Origin of the sequence: Methylobacillus draconifructus, from assembly GCF_045984355.1 — a bacterium.
GTDB lineage: Bacteria > Pseudomonadota > Gammaproteobacteria > Burkholderiales > Methylophilaceae > Methylobacillus > Methylobacillus flagellatus_A.
In genome coordinates, this window is sequence record NZ_JBJQII010000002.1 from 369008 (window position 1) to 385883 (window position 16876).

Genomic DNA, 16876 nt, shown 5'->3' on the forward strand with positions numbered 1-16876 from the left:
CCTAGCGGGCCCTGGCCTGCTTGACGTGAGCCTCCAGTTCGGCGAACTCGGGGCGCTCGGTCGAGTACAGCACCTTGCGGCCGAACTCCACCGCAATCGCAGGAGCGTAACTGTTCAGGCTGGCGAGGAAAGTCACCTTGGCACACTGGAACATCTTGGATGACTCGTCAGCCTTGCGCTCCAGCAAGCTCGCTAGCGGACCGACGAAGCCATAAGCGAGCAAAATGCCGAGGAAGGTTCCCACCAAGGCGTGGGCAATCAGCACCCCCAATTCGTTTGGCGGCAACCCTACGGATTCCATGGTGTGCACCACCCCCATTACCGCAGCCACAATGCCAAACGCCGGCATGCCGTCGCCCATGCGGGCAATACAATGGGAAGGCACCATACTCTCATGATGATGGGTCTCGATCTCGTTATCCATCAGGTTTTCGATCTGGAACGCATCCATGTTGCCTGAGGTCATCAGGCGCAGGTAATCGCAAATGAAATCCATCAGATGCTGATCGACAAGGATGTCTGGATACTTGGAAAAAATCTGGCTGGCTTCGGGATTGTCGATGTCGCTCTCTATCGCCATCATCCCCTCGCGGCGGATCTTGGTGAGGATTTCAAACAGCAGCGCCAACAGATCCATATAGCGCGATTTGGTGTATTTCGAACCTTTGAATACGCTGGGCAAGGCTTTCAGCGTCGCCTTGATCGCTTTGGCATCATTTCCTACCAGGAAAGCGCCAATGGCGGCCCCGCCGATCATGAGCAACTCTATCGGCTGGAACAAGGCGGCCAGATGCCCGCCTGCCATGGCGAACCCGCCAAAGACACTTCCCAGTACTACCAGATACCCCGCTATCACCAGCATATCAGCAAGCTCCGCTCAGGCTTCACAGGCCCGATTTCTTAAGTTCTTTTTCAGCATAGCAATCAAGCTGATGTTCTGATCGCGGCAATTGAAGTGCAATAACCCTTTATATCTGAATCATCGTGGCTTGAACGCCTCCTAGAGCGCAATGTCCCGCGCTTACAATTCCCATACGAAAATACTTGGGGCATCGAACTTATCCTGAATCTGCAACTTGGGAGCCACTCCCGGAATCTCAAACTCATAACTGATAAGCAAACTACCTGCCTGCATTTCCTTCTTAGCCTTGAGCCAAACATCAGGCATCGCCGCCGGGGAGAGGTACGCGAACACTACGTCGTACTCAGAAAGATTAACGGCCTGGTAGTCGCCATACTTGAATGATGCGGGAGATTTTTTTAAGAAGGCCGACAAGACGCTGATCAGCCATGGCAAAGGCGCCAGCTCAATTCCGGCACACCTGGCATTCGTGCGTTCCCGGGCCAGGTACATGACAAGCCCGCCCATTCCGCTGCCGATATCGAGCACGCCGACCGGCCTGTCCGCGGGAACCAGCTCTTTGACCTGACGCCAAGTCGCGGGCCTGGTCGGATAGAAGGGCACCTGGGTGCGATACGTGCTCCAGAACAGAGCAAGGGTAAAACAAAACGCCAGCAGATATATCCATGCGGGCAATTGCCATTGCAGCATAGCCAGGATCGCCAACGGGAACAACAGGTGTATCCACCGCCACCAAGCGGCCATCGCCAGCATGATGGACAACAGGCAGGCAACCACTCCTTGCAGCAGGAACAAAGTCCAGGCCGGCAAATCCTGCCAGCCGAGACCCCACAGCAATTGGCTGGTGCACCAGACTGCCGCAAGCGCCGCAAACTGAATAAAAAAAGCCAGGATAGCGGGGGGAAGCCGCCTCCTGGCACCACTCAACTCCGGGTTTGGCTCCTGCTCAATTCGCATGGGCAAGATCCATTAAAACTGTTGAAGCGACATATTCACGATTACGCGATCAATGCTGCCGCCTGCTCCTTGGCTTTCTTGGTCTTGCCGGCGCGTGAAGGCACATGGCAAAGGTTGCACTGATAACGCTCATGGAGGTCGTAGGCGTTTACGACAAACTCGCCGCCACAGCAGCTGCAGCGTTGCATCTTCAGCATATTGCTATCGAGAAAACGGATCAGGGTCCAGGCGCGTGTCAGCGACAACACCACCTCGTCATCGTCAGGTTCGCTTCCCACCTGCTGCAGATACAGCCTGTAAGCCTTCATGACGGCTATGATTCCCGTCACGCCTGCATGCTGGATCAGGAAGTGATAAATATTCACAAAAATCGAGGAATGGATATTCGGCTGCCAGGTCAGGAACCAGTCGGTCGAAAAGGGAAGCATGCCCTTAGGCGGCGACATGCCCTTGATTTCCTTATATAGCTTGATCAAGCGTTCACGAGACAAAGTTGTTTGGGATTCGAGCAGTTGCAGCCTCGCGCCAAGATGAATCATCTGGATGGCCAACTGGATCTGCTCTGCTTCGTTGATGACGCTCTTACTCATGATACCCCCCGATACCCAATGAACTGCCGATGCTTGCGACTGAATACTTTTTATCTTCAGGCGATTTCTTCAACACCCTGGCCCGCCATCAAGATGGCGGCATGGGCTTGTGCCTGCATGCGATCCTTGGTGTAGCTGGTCAGCATGCCCAGAATCGCGGTGTCATCGAAGCGGAAACGTGTCAGCATCATATTGAAGCTGCTCAGCTTCAGCAGTTGCGCATTGCTCAGACCTTCCAGCAAATCTGCAATCTCTTGGCTCAGCCCAAGGCGGAAAATTGCACTAGCCTTGTCTGCACGAATCATTTGTTGCGCCAGCATCAGATAACTGAGGTTAGCATCTTTAATCTCTGCCATGATTTCTTGTTCGTTCATTTCCAGCTCCCTTGCTTAGAAGTCAGCGCTGCTATGTGCAGTGCAGGTGAGGCGTACTTTGAACTTTTTGGGATCATGAAAAAACTAGCGTCTGTCGGTTTTTTACGTAAGACGAACGAACACAGCCGGTACGGTGTTTGTCTTACAAACACCGTACCGGCCTTGGGAGATAAGGCTTTCAGAGGAGGAGTACTGCTAATTTTCAGTCACTAACTCAATCTAACGATTTGCATCCCTCAAAATATTTTTTGCAACCATATCCGCTTAACGGCAGCGCTTGGTCAATCTTTAGGGCAAATTTAAAAAAATTTGCGAAAATTTTATAAGCTACTAATTAATATGGAAATTTATTCGAGAAAATTTTCCATACAAACTATCTATCGGCATGGTTTACCCAAACTTTAGGAATTTCCTCAAAAAATTTTTAACTTTTTTATCAGGAATAACTGGTTTTCCCCCTTCTATTCTTCGATTTCATTGCTTTGTCCGTGACGAATAATGCAGCCATCGTGAAAGGCAACGTGTACAGAAAATACTTATTGCCTGCATCAGGGAACGGACGAGCATGGCGCAAGATAGTGATTTGGAAAAAACGGAACAGCCCACGCCGCGGCGCATAGAAAAAGCCCGCGAGGACGGCGACGTGCCGCGTTCGCGCGAGTTTTCCACTTGCGTGGTGCTGATGGCTGGCGGCCTTGGCCTCATGATGCTGGGCGGCCGGCTCAACCAGGCCATGCTGAGCAATATGAACAGCAACCTGCGCATCAGCCGCGAGGCCGCCTTCGACTTCAGCCTGTTGCTCAGCAAGATTGCGAGCGGGATCCTGGAATTGCTGATTGCGTTTGCGCCCTTGGTCCTGCTGCTGTTGGTCGTGATTATAGGGGCCCCGGTGCTGGTAGGCGGATGGAACTTCAGCAACAAGGCATTCACCCCCAAATTCGGCAAGCTCAACCCGCTCAACGGCATAAAGAACCTGTTTTCGAAGAATTCGCTGGTGGAGCTGGTCAAGGCCATATTGAAGGCAACACTGGTAGGCACTGTTTCCTACATGGTGATGGCGCACGACTTCGATACCCTGCTCTCGCTGTCGACGCAACCCCTGGAAACCGGTATCGCCCAGGTGGACGGCATCCTGATCAAGGGGTTCCTCTTCATCGTATCCGCATTGGTACTGATTGCGCTGATCGACGTGCCCTACCAGCGCTGGAGCTACAACAACAAGCTGAAGATGACCAAGGAAGAGGTCAAGCAGGAAGCCAAGGAAAGCGAAGGCAACCCGCAAATCAAGGGGCGTATCCGTCAGCAGCAACGTGAAATGGCGCGCCGCCGCATGATGGCCGAGATTCCCAAGGCAGATGTGGTGATCACCAACCCGACCCACTATGCCGTTGCCATCAAGTATGACGACCAATCCATGGCGGCGCCGCGCGTGATCGCCAAGGGCGCCGACGATATCGCGCTCAAGATCAGGGAAATCGCCGGCGAACATAAAGTCGCGATCCTTGAATCCCCCAAGCTGGCGCGGGCGCTTTTCGCCCATACCGAACTGGGCGATGAAATCCCGCAGGCGCTCTATGCCGCCGTCGCCGAAATCCTGGCTTATATCTTCCAGCTGCGCAGCTACAAGACGCATGGCGGCTACTACCCCGACATGCCGACCGCATTGGACGTGCCGGACGCGATGGACCCCCATATGAAAGGAGCCAACTAAGTCATGAATGCTTTCAAACTCCCTTCGTGGCTGAACGGCGGAGCCTCGATGGCGGCGCCCATCATTATCATCATGCTGCTCGCCATGATGATCCTGCCATTGCCAGCGATCGCACTGGATGCCTTGTTCAGTTTCAATATCGCGCTCTCCATTCTGGTGCTGCTGGTTGGCCTGCAAACCTCCAAGCCGCTGGATTTCATCGCCTTCCCGACCGTATTGCTGGTCACCACCATGCTGCGGCTTTCGCTCAACGTCGCCTCCACCCGTGTCGTATTGACGGAAGGACACACCGGCCCGGATGCGGCCGGCAAGGTGATCGAAGCGTTCGGCCATTTCCTGATCGGCGGCAACTACACCGTGGGGATCGTGGTATTTGTCATCCTGACCATCATCAACTTCGTCGTCGTCACCAAGGGGGCGGGCCGGATTGCGGAAGTCGGCGCGCGGTTCACCCTGGATGCGATGCCCGGCAAGCAAATGGCGATCGATGCGGACCTGAACGCCGGCCTGATCGGCGAGGAAGAGGCACGCAGCCGCCGCAAGGAAATTGGGCAGGAAGCCGAGTTCTACGGCGCCATGGACGGCGCCAGCAAGTATGTGCGCGGCGATGCGGTGGCAGGCATCCTGGTGATCGTGATCAACATCCTCGGGGGCTTGATCGTCGGCATGGTTCAGCACGATCTCAGCTTTGCCGACGCGGTCAAGAACTATACCCTGCTGGCGATCGGCGACGGCCTGGTGGCGCAGATTCCAGCCCTGATCATTTCGGTGGCTGCCGGCGTCGTCGTATCCCGGGTTGCCGACGATCGCGACATCGGCAACCAGTTGACGGAACAGCTGTTTGCCAATCCCCGCGCCATCTATATCACCGCTGCCATCATTGCCGGCCTGGGCCTGATCCCCGGCATGCCCCACTTCGCCTTCCTGCTGCTTGCAGGCTTGCTGGCCGGCATTGCCTATGCAGCCGAAAAGAAACAGCAAGTCAAGGAAGCCGAACCTGAAAAAACGCCTGCGCCAGCCACCGATTCCCCGGAAGCCAGCTGGGACGACGTGATGCCTGTGGATGTCATCGGCCTGGAAGTCGGCTACCGGCTGATCCCCCTCGTCGATGTCGCCCAGGGCGGCGACTTGTTGAAGCGCATCAAGGGGTTGCGCAAGAAATTCGCCCAGGAAGTCGGCTTCCTGCCCCCGCCCATCCATATCCGCGACAACCTGGAGCTGCGCCCTGCAGGCTACCGCATCACATTGAAGGGCGTCGAGATCGGCAACGGCGAATCCTTTCCCGGCCAATACCTGGCAATCGACCCGGGCAACGTCACCGGCCCGCTCAGCGGCACGGCCACGACCGATCCCGCATTCGGGCTGCCTGCGGTATGGATCGAAGCCAACATCCGCGACCAGGCGCAAGCAATGGGATATACCGTGGTCGATACCAGCACGGTGATCGCCACCCACCTCAACCACATGATCACTTCACACGCGGCGGAATTGCTGGGCCGCCAGGAAGTACAGCAATTGCTCGACCATGTGGGCAAGGAATCGCCCAAGCTGGTGGAAGACCTGGTGCCCAAGTCGCTCAGCCTGTCCAGCGTGCAGAAAGTGCTGCAGAACCTGCTGATGGAAGGCGTGCATATCCGCGACATGCGCACCATCATCGAAACCCTGTCCGAGCATGGCCCGCGCACCCAGGACACCGACGAGCTCACCTCGCTGGTACGCATCCAGCTCGGGCGCGCCATCGTGCAGCAGCTGTTCCCCACCGGCAACGAGGTGCCGGTCATGACCCTGGACCACAACCTGGAACGCTTGCTGATGCAGGCATTGCAAGCCAGCGCCAATGGCGGCGCGGCCATCGAGCCGGGGCTGGCGGAGACCCTCTCGACCCAGACCGCCAATGCGGCCAAACAGCAGGAGCAAATGGGCCTGGCCCCGGTGCTGCTGGTTCCCGGCTCGCTGCGCACCGCACTATCCAGATTCCTGCGCCGCGCAGCCCCGCGCCTGCGTGTGCTCTCGCATGAAGAACTTCCTGACACCAAAACCATACGCGTTACCAGCCTAATTGGAGGCCAAGCATGAACATCAAACGTTACTTCGGAAAAAACTCCCGCGAAGCCCTGAACATGGTCAAGCAAGAACTGGGAGCCAATGCCGTCATCCTCTCCAACCGTGCCGTCGAAGGCGGTAACGAAATCCTGGCGTTCCGCGAGGAGGACATGGCGACGCTGGTGGCGCGCGACAAACCGAAGCCGGTCGCCGCCAAGGCGCAGGCTCCTGTGCCGGAGGTGGAAGAAACCCTGGTATCCATGCTGAGCCGCAACCAGCGCATCCTGAAAACGGCGGAGCCGCTGAACCACAAGGCGCTGCAGCAACAGCGCGCGCAAGCCGCAAGCAAGCAGCCCGTACGTCCTGAGATCCAGGCAACCACGCCCCAAGTCGCCAAGCCCCTGGTGAAGAACAATGCCCAGCCGGTGAGCGAACAGGCCGCTCAAGACCGCATGGCCCAGCGCGAAATGGCCAATATGATGCAGGAGCTGCGCTCCATGCGCGGCGCCATCGAGTCGCAGCTGACCGAAATCACCTGGACCAATATCCAGCAACGCGACCCGGTGAAGTCCAGCGTGCTCGGCAAGATGATCTCGGCCGGCTTCAGCGCCGGCCTCTCGCGCCAGATTGCCGAAAAAGTCCCTGCTGGCCACAGCGAGGCCGAAGCCATGAAATGGCTGCACAACGTGCTCAGCAACAACATCAACACCATCACCGACGAACAACAGATTCTCGACCAGGGCGGCATTTATGCGCTGGTCGGCCCGACCGGCGTCGGCAAGACCACCACCACCGCCAAACTTGCCGCCCGCTTCGTGATGAAGCACGGCCCGGGAAAACTGGCCCTGATCACGACCGACTCTTACCGTATAGGCGGGCACGAGCAATTGCGCATCTACGGCAAGATCCTCGGCGTCATGGTGCATGCGGTCAAGGACGAGGCCGACCTGCGCATTGCCCTGAACGAGCTCAAGGGCAAGCACACCATCCTGATCGACACGGTAGGCGTCAGCCAGCGCGACCGCATGGTGGCGGAGCAAATTGCCATGCTGTCCAAGACCGGCCTGCCGATCAAGAAGATCCTGTGCATGAACGCCACCAGCTCCGGCGAAACCCTGGCCGACGTCATGGACGTCTACAAACGCTACGGCCTGGACGGCGGCATCATCACAAAGCTGGACGAGGCCGCCTCGATCGGCAGCGTGCTCGACATCACCATCCGAGAGCGCCTCAAGCTGTATTACGTCGCCAACGGCCAGCGCGTGCCCGAGGACATCCATATCGCCAACAACAACTTCCTCGCGCACCATGCATTCAAGATGACGCGCAAGAAGGCGGAGCAATTCCAGTTCCGCGATGCGGAAATGCCGTTCCTGATGGCCAACATCGCCAGCAGCGGAAAAATCGCAGGAGGCCTCGCATGAACCAACAGCATAAAGACCAGGCGGCCGGCCTGCGCCGCCTCATGGCAGGCCCCAAGCCCAGGATCATCTCCCTGCTTTCCGCGGCCAGCAAACCTGAGCACGCCAGATTCATGACCAACCTTGCCGCCCCGCTTTACCGGCAAGGAAACAAGGTGCTGATCGTGGAGGCGACCAGCGCCTTGATGCGCGAGGTCGGCCATTACGGCATCAATGCCGAGCAGGGAACATTGCTGGAAGCCATCATGCGGCCGGAACTGCACCAGCCGTTAATAAACAATGACAGCCAAGGCTATTCTGTTGCAAAATTGCTGTCAGGAAATTCCGCCGGCCGTTTTCTGCAAAACGACAACATCAAACAGCAGCTCGAGCGGGTGTTCCTGGCCATGGCGAGCCAGCACGACATCGTTCTGGTGGATGCGGCGCTCAACGCTCAAGACGCCATGCCGCTGGACGTACTACATCATGGGGAGATACTGATACACATGACACGGGATGTCGGTTCCATTACCCAGGCTTACACCCTGATCAAGCAACTATGCGGCCAGATAGGCAGGCGCTCTTTCGGCATCGTGGTGTCGCATGCCAGCGAGGCGCAGGCGCGCGTCGTCTTCAACAACATTGCAGAAGTGGCGCGCCGGCACCTTTATATCGAGCTCAACTTTGCCGGGCTGATCCCGTCCGACGAACATCTGGGCATCGCCGCGAAACTCGGCCGCAGCGTCATCGAAGCCTTCCCCATGACCAAGGCCGCGGCAGCATTTAAGGCATTAGCGGGCAAAATAGACCATAATCATGGTTTATTGGAAACGTCGCTCAGCTAAGAGGACCCAAGTGATGTACACCTTGCATGGAAAAACCAGCCCGAAGGAAGAACTGCTGAAGCAGCATGCAAGCCTGGTCAAGAAAATTGCTTACCAGCTCAAGGCCAAGCTGCCCGCCAGCGTCGATATCGACGACCTGATACAGGCCGGCATGATGGGGCTGCTCGATGCCACCAACCGCTATGAAGACAACCATGGCGCGCAATTCGAGACTTATGCCGCACAACGCATCCGCGGCTCCATGATCGACGAGCTGCGCCGCGCCGACTGGCTGCCGCGCAGCGTGCGCAAGAACATGCGCGATGTCGAGACGGCCGTGCACCTGCTGGAGCAGAAACTCGGCCGGCCGCCCACCGAGGGCGAAATTGCGCGCGAACTCAACCTTTCCATGGATGATTTCCAAGAAATGCTGGATGACTGCAGCGGGCACCAGCTCATCTATTACGAAGATTTCAGCGAGCAGGACAGCGGCGACCACTTCCTGGACCGCTATCAGTCCGATGACTCCGGAGACCCGCTGAGAGCCTTGCTTTCCACCGACTTCCGCGAAGCATTGATCGACGCCATCGACTCGCTGCCGGAACGCGAGAAAATCCTCATGGGCCTCTACTACGAACAAGAAATGAACCTCAAGGAAATCGGCGCCATCATGAGCGTATCCGAATCCCGGGTTTGCCAATTGCACACCCAGGCTGTTGCACGCCTGCGCACCAACCTGAAAGAAAAGTTGTGGACTGGAGCAGCCTAGGCGGCATACTCCTCGCCCTTGCCGGCATCCTGCTTGGGCAAGCGCTTGAGGGCGGCAAGTTCAGCTCGCTCATCCAGCCCGCCGCATTCATGATCGTGCTGTTCGGCACCATAGGCGCGGTGCTGTTGCAAACCCGCCCCGTGTTCTTCATCCAGGGGATACGCCTATTGAAATGGGTGGTGTTGCCCCCGGCGGACGACAGGGAAAAACTGGCGCGCCGCATCAGCACCTGGAGCCAGATTGCGCGCAAGGACGGCATCCTGCTGCTGGAAAACCATATGTACTCGGAACCGGACTCCTTCGTGAAAACGGCATTGCGTCTGGTGATAGACGGCACGCCCCCCGAGAAAATCCGCGATATCTGCAACGTGGATATCAACCGCTATGAGGCAGCACAGCGCAACGCAGTCAAAATATGGGAAGCGGCCGGCGGCTACGCCCCGACCATCGGCATCCTGGGCGCAGTGCTCGGCCTGATCCATGTCATGGAGAACCTTTCCGACCCGAGCAAGCTGGGCAGCGGCATCGCGATTGCCTTCGTTGCGACCATCTACGGCGTCGGCTTTGCCAACCTGCTCTTCCTGCCGGTCGCCAACAAGCTCAAGGCGCTTGTGCAACTGGAGACCACACGCCGCGAAATGGTGGTCGAGGGCATGGTGGGAATCGCGAATGGCGAAAACCACAAGATCGTGGAAGAGCGCTTGAATGCATACTTACGCTAATCTCAGGGCGATATGGGAAGAAGAAGAAAATTTGAGGATGACCCGGACAACCATGACCGTTGGCTAGTCTCCTACGCCGACTTCATTACCCTGCTGTTCGCCTTCTTCGTGGTCATGTATGGCATTTCGTCGGTCAACGACCAGAAATACAAGGAACTCACCTCCGCGTTGGGCAGCGCATTCAGCGGCACCCCGCCCGACAAAGAGGCGAATCCTCCGCCCGACGCCAAGTCCCCCGCAGGTAAGAGTGTCCTCAAGACCCCTCCCACCAGCTCGTTGATCAACGCCCTGCCGCTGGCACGCCTGCAGAAGGAAAAACAGCGCCAGGAACAGGAAAACATCAGCGCCATGATCGCCAACCTGAATCGCACGCTCGGCAGCCTGGCCACGAACGGCAAGATCAACATCAGCAAGACCAGCCGGGGCGTACGCATCGACATTGCCGACGGCGTGCTGTTCCAGGCAGGCTCGGCCGCCATCAAGGCGGAAGCGAACGCTCCCATCAATGAAATCACCCAGGTGCTGGCTGACCAGCAGTATGCCATCCAGGTGGAAGGCCACACCGACAACGCCCCGATCAGCAATGCCCAGTTTCCCTCCAACTGGGAGCTGTCTTCGATGCGTGCCACCAGCGTAGTGCGCAAGATGATAGAAAACGGCATCAACGCAGAACGGCTCAGCGCGGTCGGTTATAGCGACACGCAACCCGTCGCTGACAACGAGACCGCCGAAGGGCGCGCGCAGAACCGCCGCGTCTCTATCATGGTGCTCTACCGCAAACCCGAGAAACTCCAAGCTGCAGACATCCAGCAATAAAAAAGCCGGGAAACATCCCGGCTTTTCGTTATCCTTGTACTATCTTTCAGGCATGCGCATTGTAGAGGCCTGAACCCGAACTGGCTTGGCCGTTCGGGCCGTAGAACTGTCCTGCGGACGGCGGCCTGCCCAAGGTGTCGAGCACCTGCTGGTTGCGATGGAACTGTTTGTTGATCAGGACGCCATTCACGCGATTGAGCTCTTTGGCCTGGTCTATCAGGCCCTGGAACCTGCTCCAGGACTCCTGGATGACGACATCCTGGGCTGCGATCCAGGCGGCAAGGCCGCGCTCGTCCGTACCGAAGCCCAAGGCTGCCACCGCTTGGTAACGGGCCTGGGTAGTGGCGTTGATGTCCTGCAAGACGCGGGACTTTTCATTGAGCAAGCCTTCCATGGCATCCACATCCACCTTGACCAGGCAGGCCTGCTCGCGCTTCAAAAGCTCCAGCAGGTTGTCGGTCAACGCAATTTCACGCTCGAAGCTGGCTGTGGTCATGTCAGGATACCCTTTCTTCCTGCGCAGCCTTAACGTTGGGCTGTCAACAGGTCTTTTACTGTGTTGATAAGGCCATCTGCGACCTTTTCAGAGTCAACCCTGAACTGGCCGCTGGAAATAGCAGATTTGATCGCGCTGACTTTGTCCGCGTCATATACTTGCTCATTGGCTCCGGCGGCTTCGATGGATTGCAATTGCGAAGCCAAGGGGGACAAGGTGACACTTTCGCCAGCAACAGGCGTTTTGGTCTCGCTGGTGCGAGGAGCAGGCCTGTTCTCAGTCTTGTCATTGCTAAGCGCAACCGCTTTCTGAAGTGCGTCATCAATTTTCATGGCAATTCCTTAAGCTAGTTTCATCTACGGCAAAACCGCATACCGATATATTGCTCTTATCGGCGGCATTTTTGTTAACTTTAGTAAAAAAGTTTAAAGCCTTTTGCCAAAGTCACAAAGCCCGTATCGAAAATGCCTTGAGTATGACTGCGCTAGAAAATGACCTCAATCAAGCCGCCCTGGCGCGCCAGCCCGCTGACCACCTGGCCGTTGCCCACCTTCACCTTCACACGCTGGCCTTCGCCCGCGTTGCTCAGCGCCGTGCCTTCCGCCGACACCTTGAAGCCTTCGCCTATGGTGTTGAGCACAACTTTCTGCCCCTGCTGCACGACCGGCAATACGCGCAGCATTTCCTGCCGCAGCACCGTGCCTGCGCTCAGCGGCACGTATACCGCTCGTCCGACCGCCTGACTCGCATCCGTGAACACGCCCGGCGGCAGCTTGGCAAGATCCCCCTGACTCTTGGCCAGATCCTGCTCGGTAATGATATGCCCTTGCGCGAGCGGGCCTGCGGCAATCAGGTATTCCGCCATGACCTGCACGTTGGCCTGTACATAGATGGTCCAGACTTGCGGCGCATTGCAGCGCACGCCCACGCTGGTCCGTCCCCAGATTTTGCTGCCGGGAGGCAATGACATCTGTAGATTGTCGCAACTTGCCAGCTTGAGGCGCGAGTCCACGGCGACTGCCGATACCGACACCTTGCCGGGCATTCCTGCACTCTGGCTCAACAAGAACTGCTCTACCTGGACCCGCAGCTGCGTCAAATCCTGGTAGTTGGCCGCTGCATGCACCGGCATCCCGCATAGGCAAGCAATCAGCAAGGCAGCGATACGCCCAGTGATATATACTCGCTTCATTGCACCCCTCCTCGGCTCCGGGTTGGCACTATTCATTCAGGATAGTGGTTGGAATTCAGATCAAGGTGCATTTTACTGAGGCATGCAAGTACATAAGCAGGAAACAAGAGGGGAATTTCCCCGTTGTTCATGCAATGGAATTTGCACGACAGGTTCTAGACTCGCAATCATCTGAAATAACGGCAGTCGCACGCATTTCTTGACCGCCGCCGTTAGCAAGGGAGGTTGTACGATGAACAAGCTGGATGCCGCACTCAATTTCCATGAAACCGCGCTGCGCGTGCGCGGGCAACGCCAGGAACTGCTGGCGGCCAATATCGCCAATGCCGATACCCCGGGCTACAAGGCGCGCGACATCAATTTTGCCGACACTTTCAAACAGGCCCTCGCCGGCGCCTCCGGCGGACTGAAAGCGGATACCACCAACCCCGGCCATATCCCCGCCACCGCCAGCCATCAGAACGGCGTGCTGTACCGCTCCATTATCCAGGGCAGCGTCGACGGCAATACGGTCGACATGGACGTGGAACGCAACCAGTTCGCCGACAACGCATTACGCTACGAAGCCAGCGCCACCATGATCAGCGGGCAGATCAAGAAGCTGCTGTCCGCGATACAAGGCCAGTAATGGCGGCCGCCTAAATCTTGAAGGAGACGTGAATGTCACTTTTTAATGTATTCAATATTTCCGGGTCGGCCATGAGTGCGCAGGGCCAGCGCCTGAACGTCGTGGCAAGCAACCTGGCCAATGCCGATAGCGTGACCAGCTCCAACGGCCAGCCCTACCGCGCCAAGCATATTGTGTTTTCCGCCGTGCCGGTGAACCCCAACGGCGATGCGCAAGGCGTCAAGGTGCAGCAGGTCGTGGAAGACCAGGCGCCGCCGCAGCTCAAGTACGATCCCAAGCACCCCCTGGCTGACGCCAATGGCTATGTCGCCATGCCCAACGTCAACGTCACCGAAGAGATGGTCAACATGATCTCGGCATCCAGGTCGTACCAGAACAATGTTGAAACCATGAACGCAGCCAAATCCATGCTGCTCAAGACCCTGACCATCGGCCAATAAACCTTAGACCCTGAAAGCGAGTAACGATCATGGCAAGCACCTCAGGCATTTCCGATTCACTGCTCACCAGCATGAACGGCACTAGCTCCACCAGCAATGCCAGCAGCATTTCCGAAACCCAGGACCGGTTCATGAAGCTGCTGATCGCCCAGATGAAGAACCAGGACCCGCTCAACCCGATGGACAACGCCGAGGTGACGAGCCAGATGGCGCAACTGTCCACCGTGACCGGGATCGAGAAGATGAACGCCACGCTGTCCACGTTCATCAGCAGCATGCAGGCGACACAGGCCCTGCAAGCCTCCAGCCTGATCGGCAATACTGTCCTGGTGGAAGGCAACAGCACCTATCTTGCCCCTACCGAAACCGAGGGCGAGTCCGCTGCCTATTTCGGCGTCGAGCTGCCTGTCGGTGCGGACAAGCTCACCGTCAATATCAAGGACAGCTCAGGCAAGGTGGTGAGAACCCTCACAGTGACCAACCAGCAACCGGGCATCACGCCCCTGGGCTGGGATGGCTATGGCGACGACGGCGCGAAACTGACAGACGGCCGCTATACCATCGAAGCGACCGCAACCACGGGCAACAGCACCGTTGCGTCGACCACGCTCAGCTATGAACAGGTCATGAGCGTGTCCACCGGCAGCGACGGCGTCAAGCTCAACCTGAGCAATTTGGCAGCAATTACCACAGACCAGATCAAGCAGATTTTCTAACCACAACCCAGGTATCTACCACCAGGAGAACAACATGGCTTTCCAACAGGGTTTGAGCGGGCTCAACGCCGCTTCCAAGAACATTGAAGTCATCGGCAACAACGTTGCCAATGCGAGCACCGTGGGCTTCAAGCAATCGCGCACGGAGTTCGCCGACGTCTATGCCAACTCCCTGGGCGGCGGCAACGCGTCCAAGATCGGCATCGGCACCAAGATCGCCGCGATCACCCAGCAATTCACGCAAGGCAACATTTCCAACTCGCAAAACCCGCTGGACGTGGCCATCAATGGCAACGGCTTCTTCCGCATGAGCGACAACGGTGCCATCACCTACAGCCGCAACGGACAGTTCCAGTTGAGCAAGGATGGTTATATCGAGAACGCTTCCGGGCAGCGCTTGACAGGATATGCCCTAGTCAACGGCCAAATCCAGACCGGCGCCCTGACTGAACTGCGCATTGATGCCGCTGACCTTGCTCCGCGCGCCACCACCTCCATTACCGGGCCGTTGAACCTGGACTCACGCGCGGACATCCTGGACCCGGATCTGTTCGACATCAACGACCCCAGCACTTACAGCCACTCGACCCCGATCGAGGTGTTCGACTCGCTGGGCAACTCGCATGCGGTGCAGCTGTATTACCTCAAGACAGGCGTTGATACCGCCGTAACGCCCGCCACCACCACATGGACAATCATGGCAAGCGCAGATGGCGTCCAGACGCCCGTGGGCACGCCGCCCGTTCCTGTCGGCACCATGGTATTCACCGGCTCAGGCATCAATCCGACAATCACTCCGGCGACCCCGAACATCAGCATTCCGGTCGGAACCGGCGGCCTCACCCCCATGTCGGTTACCTTGAATCTGGCTGGCAGCACTCAGTTCGCCAACTCCTTCAGCGAAAGCGACCTTGGGCAGGATGGTTACAGCGCGGGCCGTTTGTCGAGCTTCAGCGTAGGCTCCGACGGTTCCATTCTCGGCCGCTACTCCAACGGTCAAAGCGCGATACTGGGCCAAGTCGCTCTTGCCAACTTCCGCAACCTCAACGGCCTCCAGCCATTGGGAGACAACCAATGGGCTGAAACTTCCGAGTCCGGCCCTCCCATCATCGGCGTTGCCAACTCCGGCGGCCTGGGCGTGCTGCAATCCTACCGTTTGGAGGATTCCAACGTCGACCTGACGGCTGAACTGGTCAATATGATCACCGCGCAGCGCGTCTACCAGGCCAATGCGCAAACCATCAAGACCGAGGACCAGATCATGCAGACCTTGGTCAACCTGCGTTGATTGATTGAACATGGATTCGCCTTCAAGCGTATAACCGCCTTGGGCTGCCTTGCCATGCGAAAAGCACGGTCTGCGGCAGCCCGCCTTGTTCTACGCGCGAATGCAAAGCCATCCAACCATTACAGTAATAAAAGCGGTTAACAAAACTCAGCGAAGCGCTCCTGAGCGCTCTGCCGCAGACAATACAAGTAGTACGGCAAGGCAGAGCAACAACGCCAGGAGAGTTTTGTTAACCGCTAACAAGAGAAAGGAACCACCATGGACCGCCTGATCTATACCGCCATGACCGGCCTGAAACACATCATGGAGCAGCAATCGACCACGGCCAACAACCTGGCGAACTCCACGACGACCGGCTTCCGTGCCCAGATAGACAGTTTCCGTGCGGTTCCCGTGTTGAGCGACGGCCTGCCCACCCGCGCATTCGTTGTCGATGCCACGGTAGGCACGAATTTCAACAGCGGGGTCATCAACACCACCGGCCGCGAGCTCGACGTCGCCATCCGCGACCGCGGCTGGTTTGCGGTGCAAAGGCCGGATGGCACCGAGGCTTACACCCGCAACGGCAATTTCAAGTTGAACGAGAACGGCGTCCTGCAAACCCAGGACGGCCTCACGGTCGTGGGCGACGGCGGCCCGATTACGATCCCGCCCGAGGCCAAGATTGCGATTGCCAATGACGGCACCGTCTCCGCCGTTGCCACCAATGTGGTGCCGCTGTTCACCAACCTCATAGGCCGGCTGAAGCTGGTCAACCCGAATGACGCGGACCTGGTGCGCGGAACGGACGGGCTGTTCGAGACCAAGAACCGCCAGCCCCTGAACGCCGACGCCACGGTGACGGTGGCAAGCGGCGCGCTGGAAGGCAGCAATGTGAACGTCGTGGAAGAAATGGTCAACATGATCTCCCAGGCGCGCCAGTTCGACCTGCAAACCAAGTTGATCCAGAACGCGGAGAATAACGCCACAAAAGCGGGTCAGATCTTCAGTTTAAGTTGAGCGGTGCTGGAGTAGCATAGCCTTAAATTCCAGAATCCCGGCAGCCCGA

At 57.6% G+C, this 16876-nt stretch carries 19 protein-coding genes; 12 read left to right on the forward strand and 7 right to left on the reverse strand.

The features are described from left to right. Position 1: 1 nt before the first annotated feature. The 4 genes from motA to flhD all read right to left on the reverse strand — a co-directional run bounded on the left by motA (position 2) and on the right by flhD (position 2783). A complete protein-coding gene (motA, locus tag ACJSDX_RS05565) occupies positions 2 to 862 on the reverse strand; it encodes a flagellar motor stator protein MotA (RefSeq protein ID WP_407993853.1) in 861 nt (286 codons plus the stop codon). Between the two features lie 159 nt (positions 863 to 1021). Beyond that, positions 1022 to 1819, reverse strand: a complete 798-nt coding sequence (locus tag ACJSDX_RS05570) for a class I SAM-dependent methyltransferase (protein WP_407993854.1) — start codon at positions 1817 to 1819, stop codon at positions 1022 to 1024. A 41-nt stretch (positions 1820 to 1860) separates the two neighbouring features. Continuing rightward, the gene (gene flhC / locus ACJSDX_RS05575; protein ID WP_407994012.1) at positions 1861 to 2412 is read right to left on the reverse strand and encodes a flagellar transcriptional regulator FlhC; all 552 of its coding nucleotides are present in this window, start codon (positions 2410 to 2412) and stop codon (positions 1861 to 1863) included. Between the two features lie 53 nt (positions 2413 to 2465). Further along, positions 2466 to 2783 (reverse strand): flagellar transcriptional regulator FlhD, encoded by a 318-nt coding sequence (gene flhD / locus ACJSDX_RS05580; protein ID WP_011480164.1) that lies wholly within the window; start codon positions 2781 to 2783, stop codon positions 2466 to 2468. A 565-nt stretch (positions 2784 to 3348) separates the two neighbouring features. On the opposite strand from flhD, the gene flhB reads away from it, so the two are divergent. From flhB to motD, 7 genes are read left to right on the forward strand one after another with little or no spacing between them, the layout of a single operon-like run. Further along, the gene (gene flhB, locus ACJSDX_RS05585) at positions 3349 to 4494 is read left to right on the forward strand and encodes a flagellar biosynthesis protein FlhB (RefSeq protein WP_407993855.1); all 1146 of its coding nucleotides are present in this window, start codon (positions 3349 to 3351) and stop codon (positions 4492 to 4494) included. 3 nt (positions 4495 to 4497) lie between these two features. Then, on the forward strand, positions 4498 to 6570 hold the full coding sequence (flhA, locus tag ACJSDX_RS05590; RefSeq protein ID WP_407993856.1) for a flagellar biosynthesis protein FlhA: 2073 nt from the start codon (positions 4498 to 4500) through the stop codon (positions 6568 to 6570). Continuing rightward, entirely contained in the window at positions 6567 to 7961 is a 1395-nt protein-coding gene (gene flhF / locus ACJSDX_RS05595) for a flagellar biosynthesis GTPase FlhF (RefSeq protein WP_407993857.1), read from the forward strand. The genes flhA and flhF overlap by 4 nt, the downstream gene beginning before the upstream one ends. Then, positions 7958 to 8782, forward strand: coding sequence for a MinD/ParA family ATP-binding protein (locus ACJSDX_RS05600; protein WP_407993858.1), 825 nt, complete (start codon positions 7958 to 7960; stop codon positions 8780 to 8782). The genes flhF and ACJSDX_RS05600 overlap by 4 nt, the downstream gene beginning before the upstream one ends. A 13-nt stretch (positions 8783 to 8795) precedes the next feature. Beyond that, the gene (locus ACJSDX_RS05605; protein ID WP_309566530.1) at positions 8796 to 9530 is read left to right on the forward strand and encodes an RNA polymerase sigma factor FliA; all 735 of its coding nucleotides are present in this window, start codon (positions 8796 to 8798) and stop codon (positions 9528 to 9530) included. Continuing rightward, positions 9512 to 10252: a flagellar motor protein gene (locus ACJSDX_RS05610; RefSeq protein ID WP_407993859.1), complete on the forward strand. Its 741-nt coding sequence runs from the start codon at positions 9512 to 9514 to the stop codon at positions 10250 to 10252. The genes ACJSDX_RS05605 and ACJSDX_RS05610 overlap by 19 nt, the downstream gene beginning before the upstream one ends. A 12-nt stretch (positions 10253 to 10264) precedes the next feature. Next, on the forward strand, positions 10265 to 11068 hold the full coding sequence (motD, locus tag ACJSDX_RS05615) for a flagellar motor protein MotD (protein ID WP_407993860.1): 804 nt from the start codon (positions 10265 to 10267) through the stop codon (positions 11066 to 11068). A gap of 46 nt (positions 11069 to 11114) precedes the next feature. Here the strand turns inward: motD and ACJSDX_RS05620 are convergent, their stop codons facing one another. From ACJSDX_RS05620 to flgA, 3 genes are all read right to left on the reverse strand, one after another. Further along, on the reverse strand, positions 11115 to 11564 hold the full coding sequence (locus ACJSDX_RS05620) for a flagellar protein FlgN (protein WP_407993861.1): 450 nt from the start codon (positions 11562 to 11564) through the stop codon (positions 11115 to 11117). Between the two features lie 29 nt (positions 11565 to 11593). Continuing rightward, the gene (gene flgM / locus ACJSDX_RS05625) at positions 11594 to 11896 is read right to left on the reverse strand and encodes a flagellar biosynthesis anti-sigma factor FlgM (RefSeq protein ID WP_407993862.1); all 303 of its coding nucleotides are present in this window, start codon (positions 11894 to 11896) and stop codon (positions 11594 to 11596) included. A 152-nt stretch (positions 11897 to 12048) separates the two neighbouring features. Continuing rightward, complete coding sequence (gene flgA / locus ACJSDX_RS05630) at positions 12049 to 12756, reverse strand: flagellar basal body P-ring formation chaperone FlgA (RefSeq protein ID WP_407993863.1); 708 nt, start codon at positions 12754 to 12756, stop codon at positions 12049 to 12051. A gap of 232 nt (positions 12757 to 12988) precedes the next feature. Here flgA and flgB point away from each other — a divergent pair, with 232 nt between their 5' ends. From flgB to flgF, 5 genes are all read left to right on the forward strand, one after another. Further along, positions 12989 to 13384: a flagellar basal body rod protein FlgB gene (gene flgB / locus ACJSDX_RS05635; protein WP_309566537.1), complete on the forward strand. Its 396-nt coding sequence runs from the start codon at positions 12989 to 12991 to the stop codon at positions 13382 to 13384. A gap of 32 nt (positions 13385 to 13416) precedes the next feature. After that, on the forward strand, positions 13417 to 13824 hold the full coding sequence (flgC, locus tag ACJSDX_RS05640) for a flagellar basal body rod protein FlgC (RefSeq protein WP_309566538.1): 408 nt from the start codon (positions 13417 to 13419) through the stop codon (positions 13822 to 13824). 29 nt (positions 13825 to 13853) lie between these two features. Beyond that, a complete protein-coding gene (locus ACJSDX_RS05645) occupies positions 13854 to 14540 on the forward strand; it encodes a flagellar hook assembly protein FlgD (RefSeq protein WP_407993864.1) in 687 nt (228 codons plus the stop codon). A gap of 34 nt (positions 14541 to 14574) precedes the next feature. Beyond that, positions 14575 to 15828: a flagellar hook protein FlgE gene (flgE, locus tag ACJSDX_RS05650; protein ID WP_407993865.1), complete on the forward strand. Its 1254-nt coding sequence runs from the start codon at positions 14575 to 14577 to the stop codon at positions 15826 to 15828. Between the two features lie 258 nt (positions 15829 to 16086). Further along, the gene (flgF, locus tag ACJSDX_RS05655; protein WP_407993866.1) at positions 16087 to 16827 is read left to right on the forward strand and encodes a flagellar basal-body rod protein FlgF; all 741 of its coding nucleotides are present in this window, start codon (positions 16087 to 16089) and stop codon (positions 16825 to 16827) included. Positions 16828 to 16876 lie beyond the last annotated feature (49 nt).

Coding starts and splice junctions, on each gene's coding strand:
- motA (WP_407993853.1), bottom strand. CDS start 862: ATGCTGGTGATAGCGGGGTATCTGGTAGTACTGGGAAGTGTCTTTGGC.
- ACJSDX_RS05570 (WP_407993854.1), bottom strand. CDS start 1,819: ATGCGAATTGAGCAGGAGCCAAACCCGGAGTTGAGTGGTGCCAGGAGG.
- flhD (WP_011480164.1), bottom strand. CDS start 2,783: ATGAACGAACAAGAAATCATGGCAGAGATTAAAGATGCTAACCTCAGT.
- flhB (WP_407993855.1), top strand. CDS start 3,349: ATGGCGCAAGATAGTGATTTGGAAAAAACGGAACAGCCCACGCCGCGG.
- flhA (WP_407993856.1), top strand. CDS start 4,498: ATGAATGCTTTCAAACTCCCTTCGTGGCTGAACGGCGGAGCCTCGATG.
- flhF (WP_407993857.1), top strand. CDS start 6,567: ATGAACATCAAACGTTACTTCGGAAAAAACTCCCGCGAAGCCCTGAAC.
- ACJSDX_RS05600 (WP_407993858.1), top strand. CDS start 7,958: ATGAACCAACAGCATAAAGACCAGGCGGCCGGCCTGCGCCGCCTCATG.
- ACJSDX_RS05605 (WP_309566530.1), top strand. CDS start 8,796: ATGTACACCTTGCATGGAAAAACCAGCCCGAAGGAAGAACTGCTGAAG.
- motD (WP_407993860.1), top strand. CDS start 10,265: ATGGGAAGAAGAAGAAAATTTGAGGATGACCCGGACAACCATGACCGT.
- ACJSDX_RS05620 (WP_407993861.1), bottom strand. CDS start 11,564: ATGACCACAGCCAGCTTCGAGCGTGAAATTGCGTTGACCGACAACCTG.
- flgM (WP_407993862.1), bottom strand. CDS start 11,896: ATGAAAATTGATGACGCACTTCAGAAAGCGGTTGCGCTTAGCAATGAC.
- flgA (WP_407993863.1), bottom strand. CDS start 12,756: ATGAAGCGAGTATATATCACTGGGCGTATCGCTGCCTTGCTGATTGCT.
- flgB (WP_309566537.1), top strand. CDS start 12,989: ATGAACAAGCTGGATGCCGCACTCAATTTCCATGAAACCGCGCTGCGC.
- flgC (WP_309566538.1), top strand. CDS start 13,417: ATGTCACTTTTTAATGTATTCAATATTTCCGGGTCGGCCATGAGTGCG.
- ACJSDX_RS05645 (WP_407993864.1), top strand. CDS start 13,854: ATGGCAAGCACCTCAGGCATTTCCGATTCACTGCTCACCAGCATGAAC.
- flgE (WP_407993865.1), top strand. CDS start 14,575: ATGGCTTTCCAACAGGGTTTGAGCGGGCTCAACGCCGCTTCCAAGAAC.
- flgF (WP_407993866.1), top strand. CDS start 16,087: ATGGACCGCCTGATCTATACCGCCATGACCGGCCTGAAACACATCATG.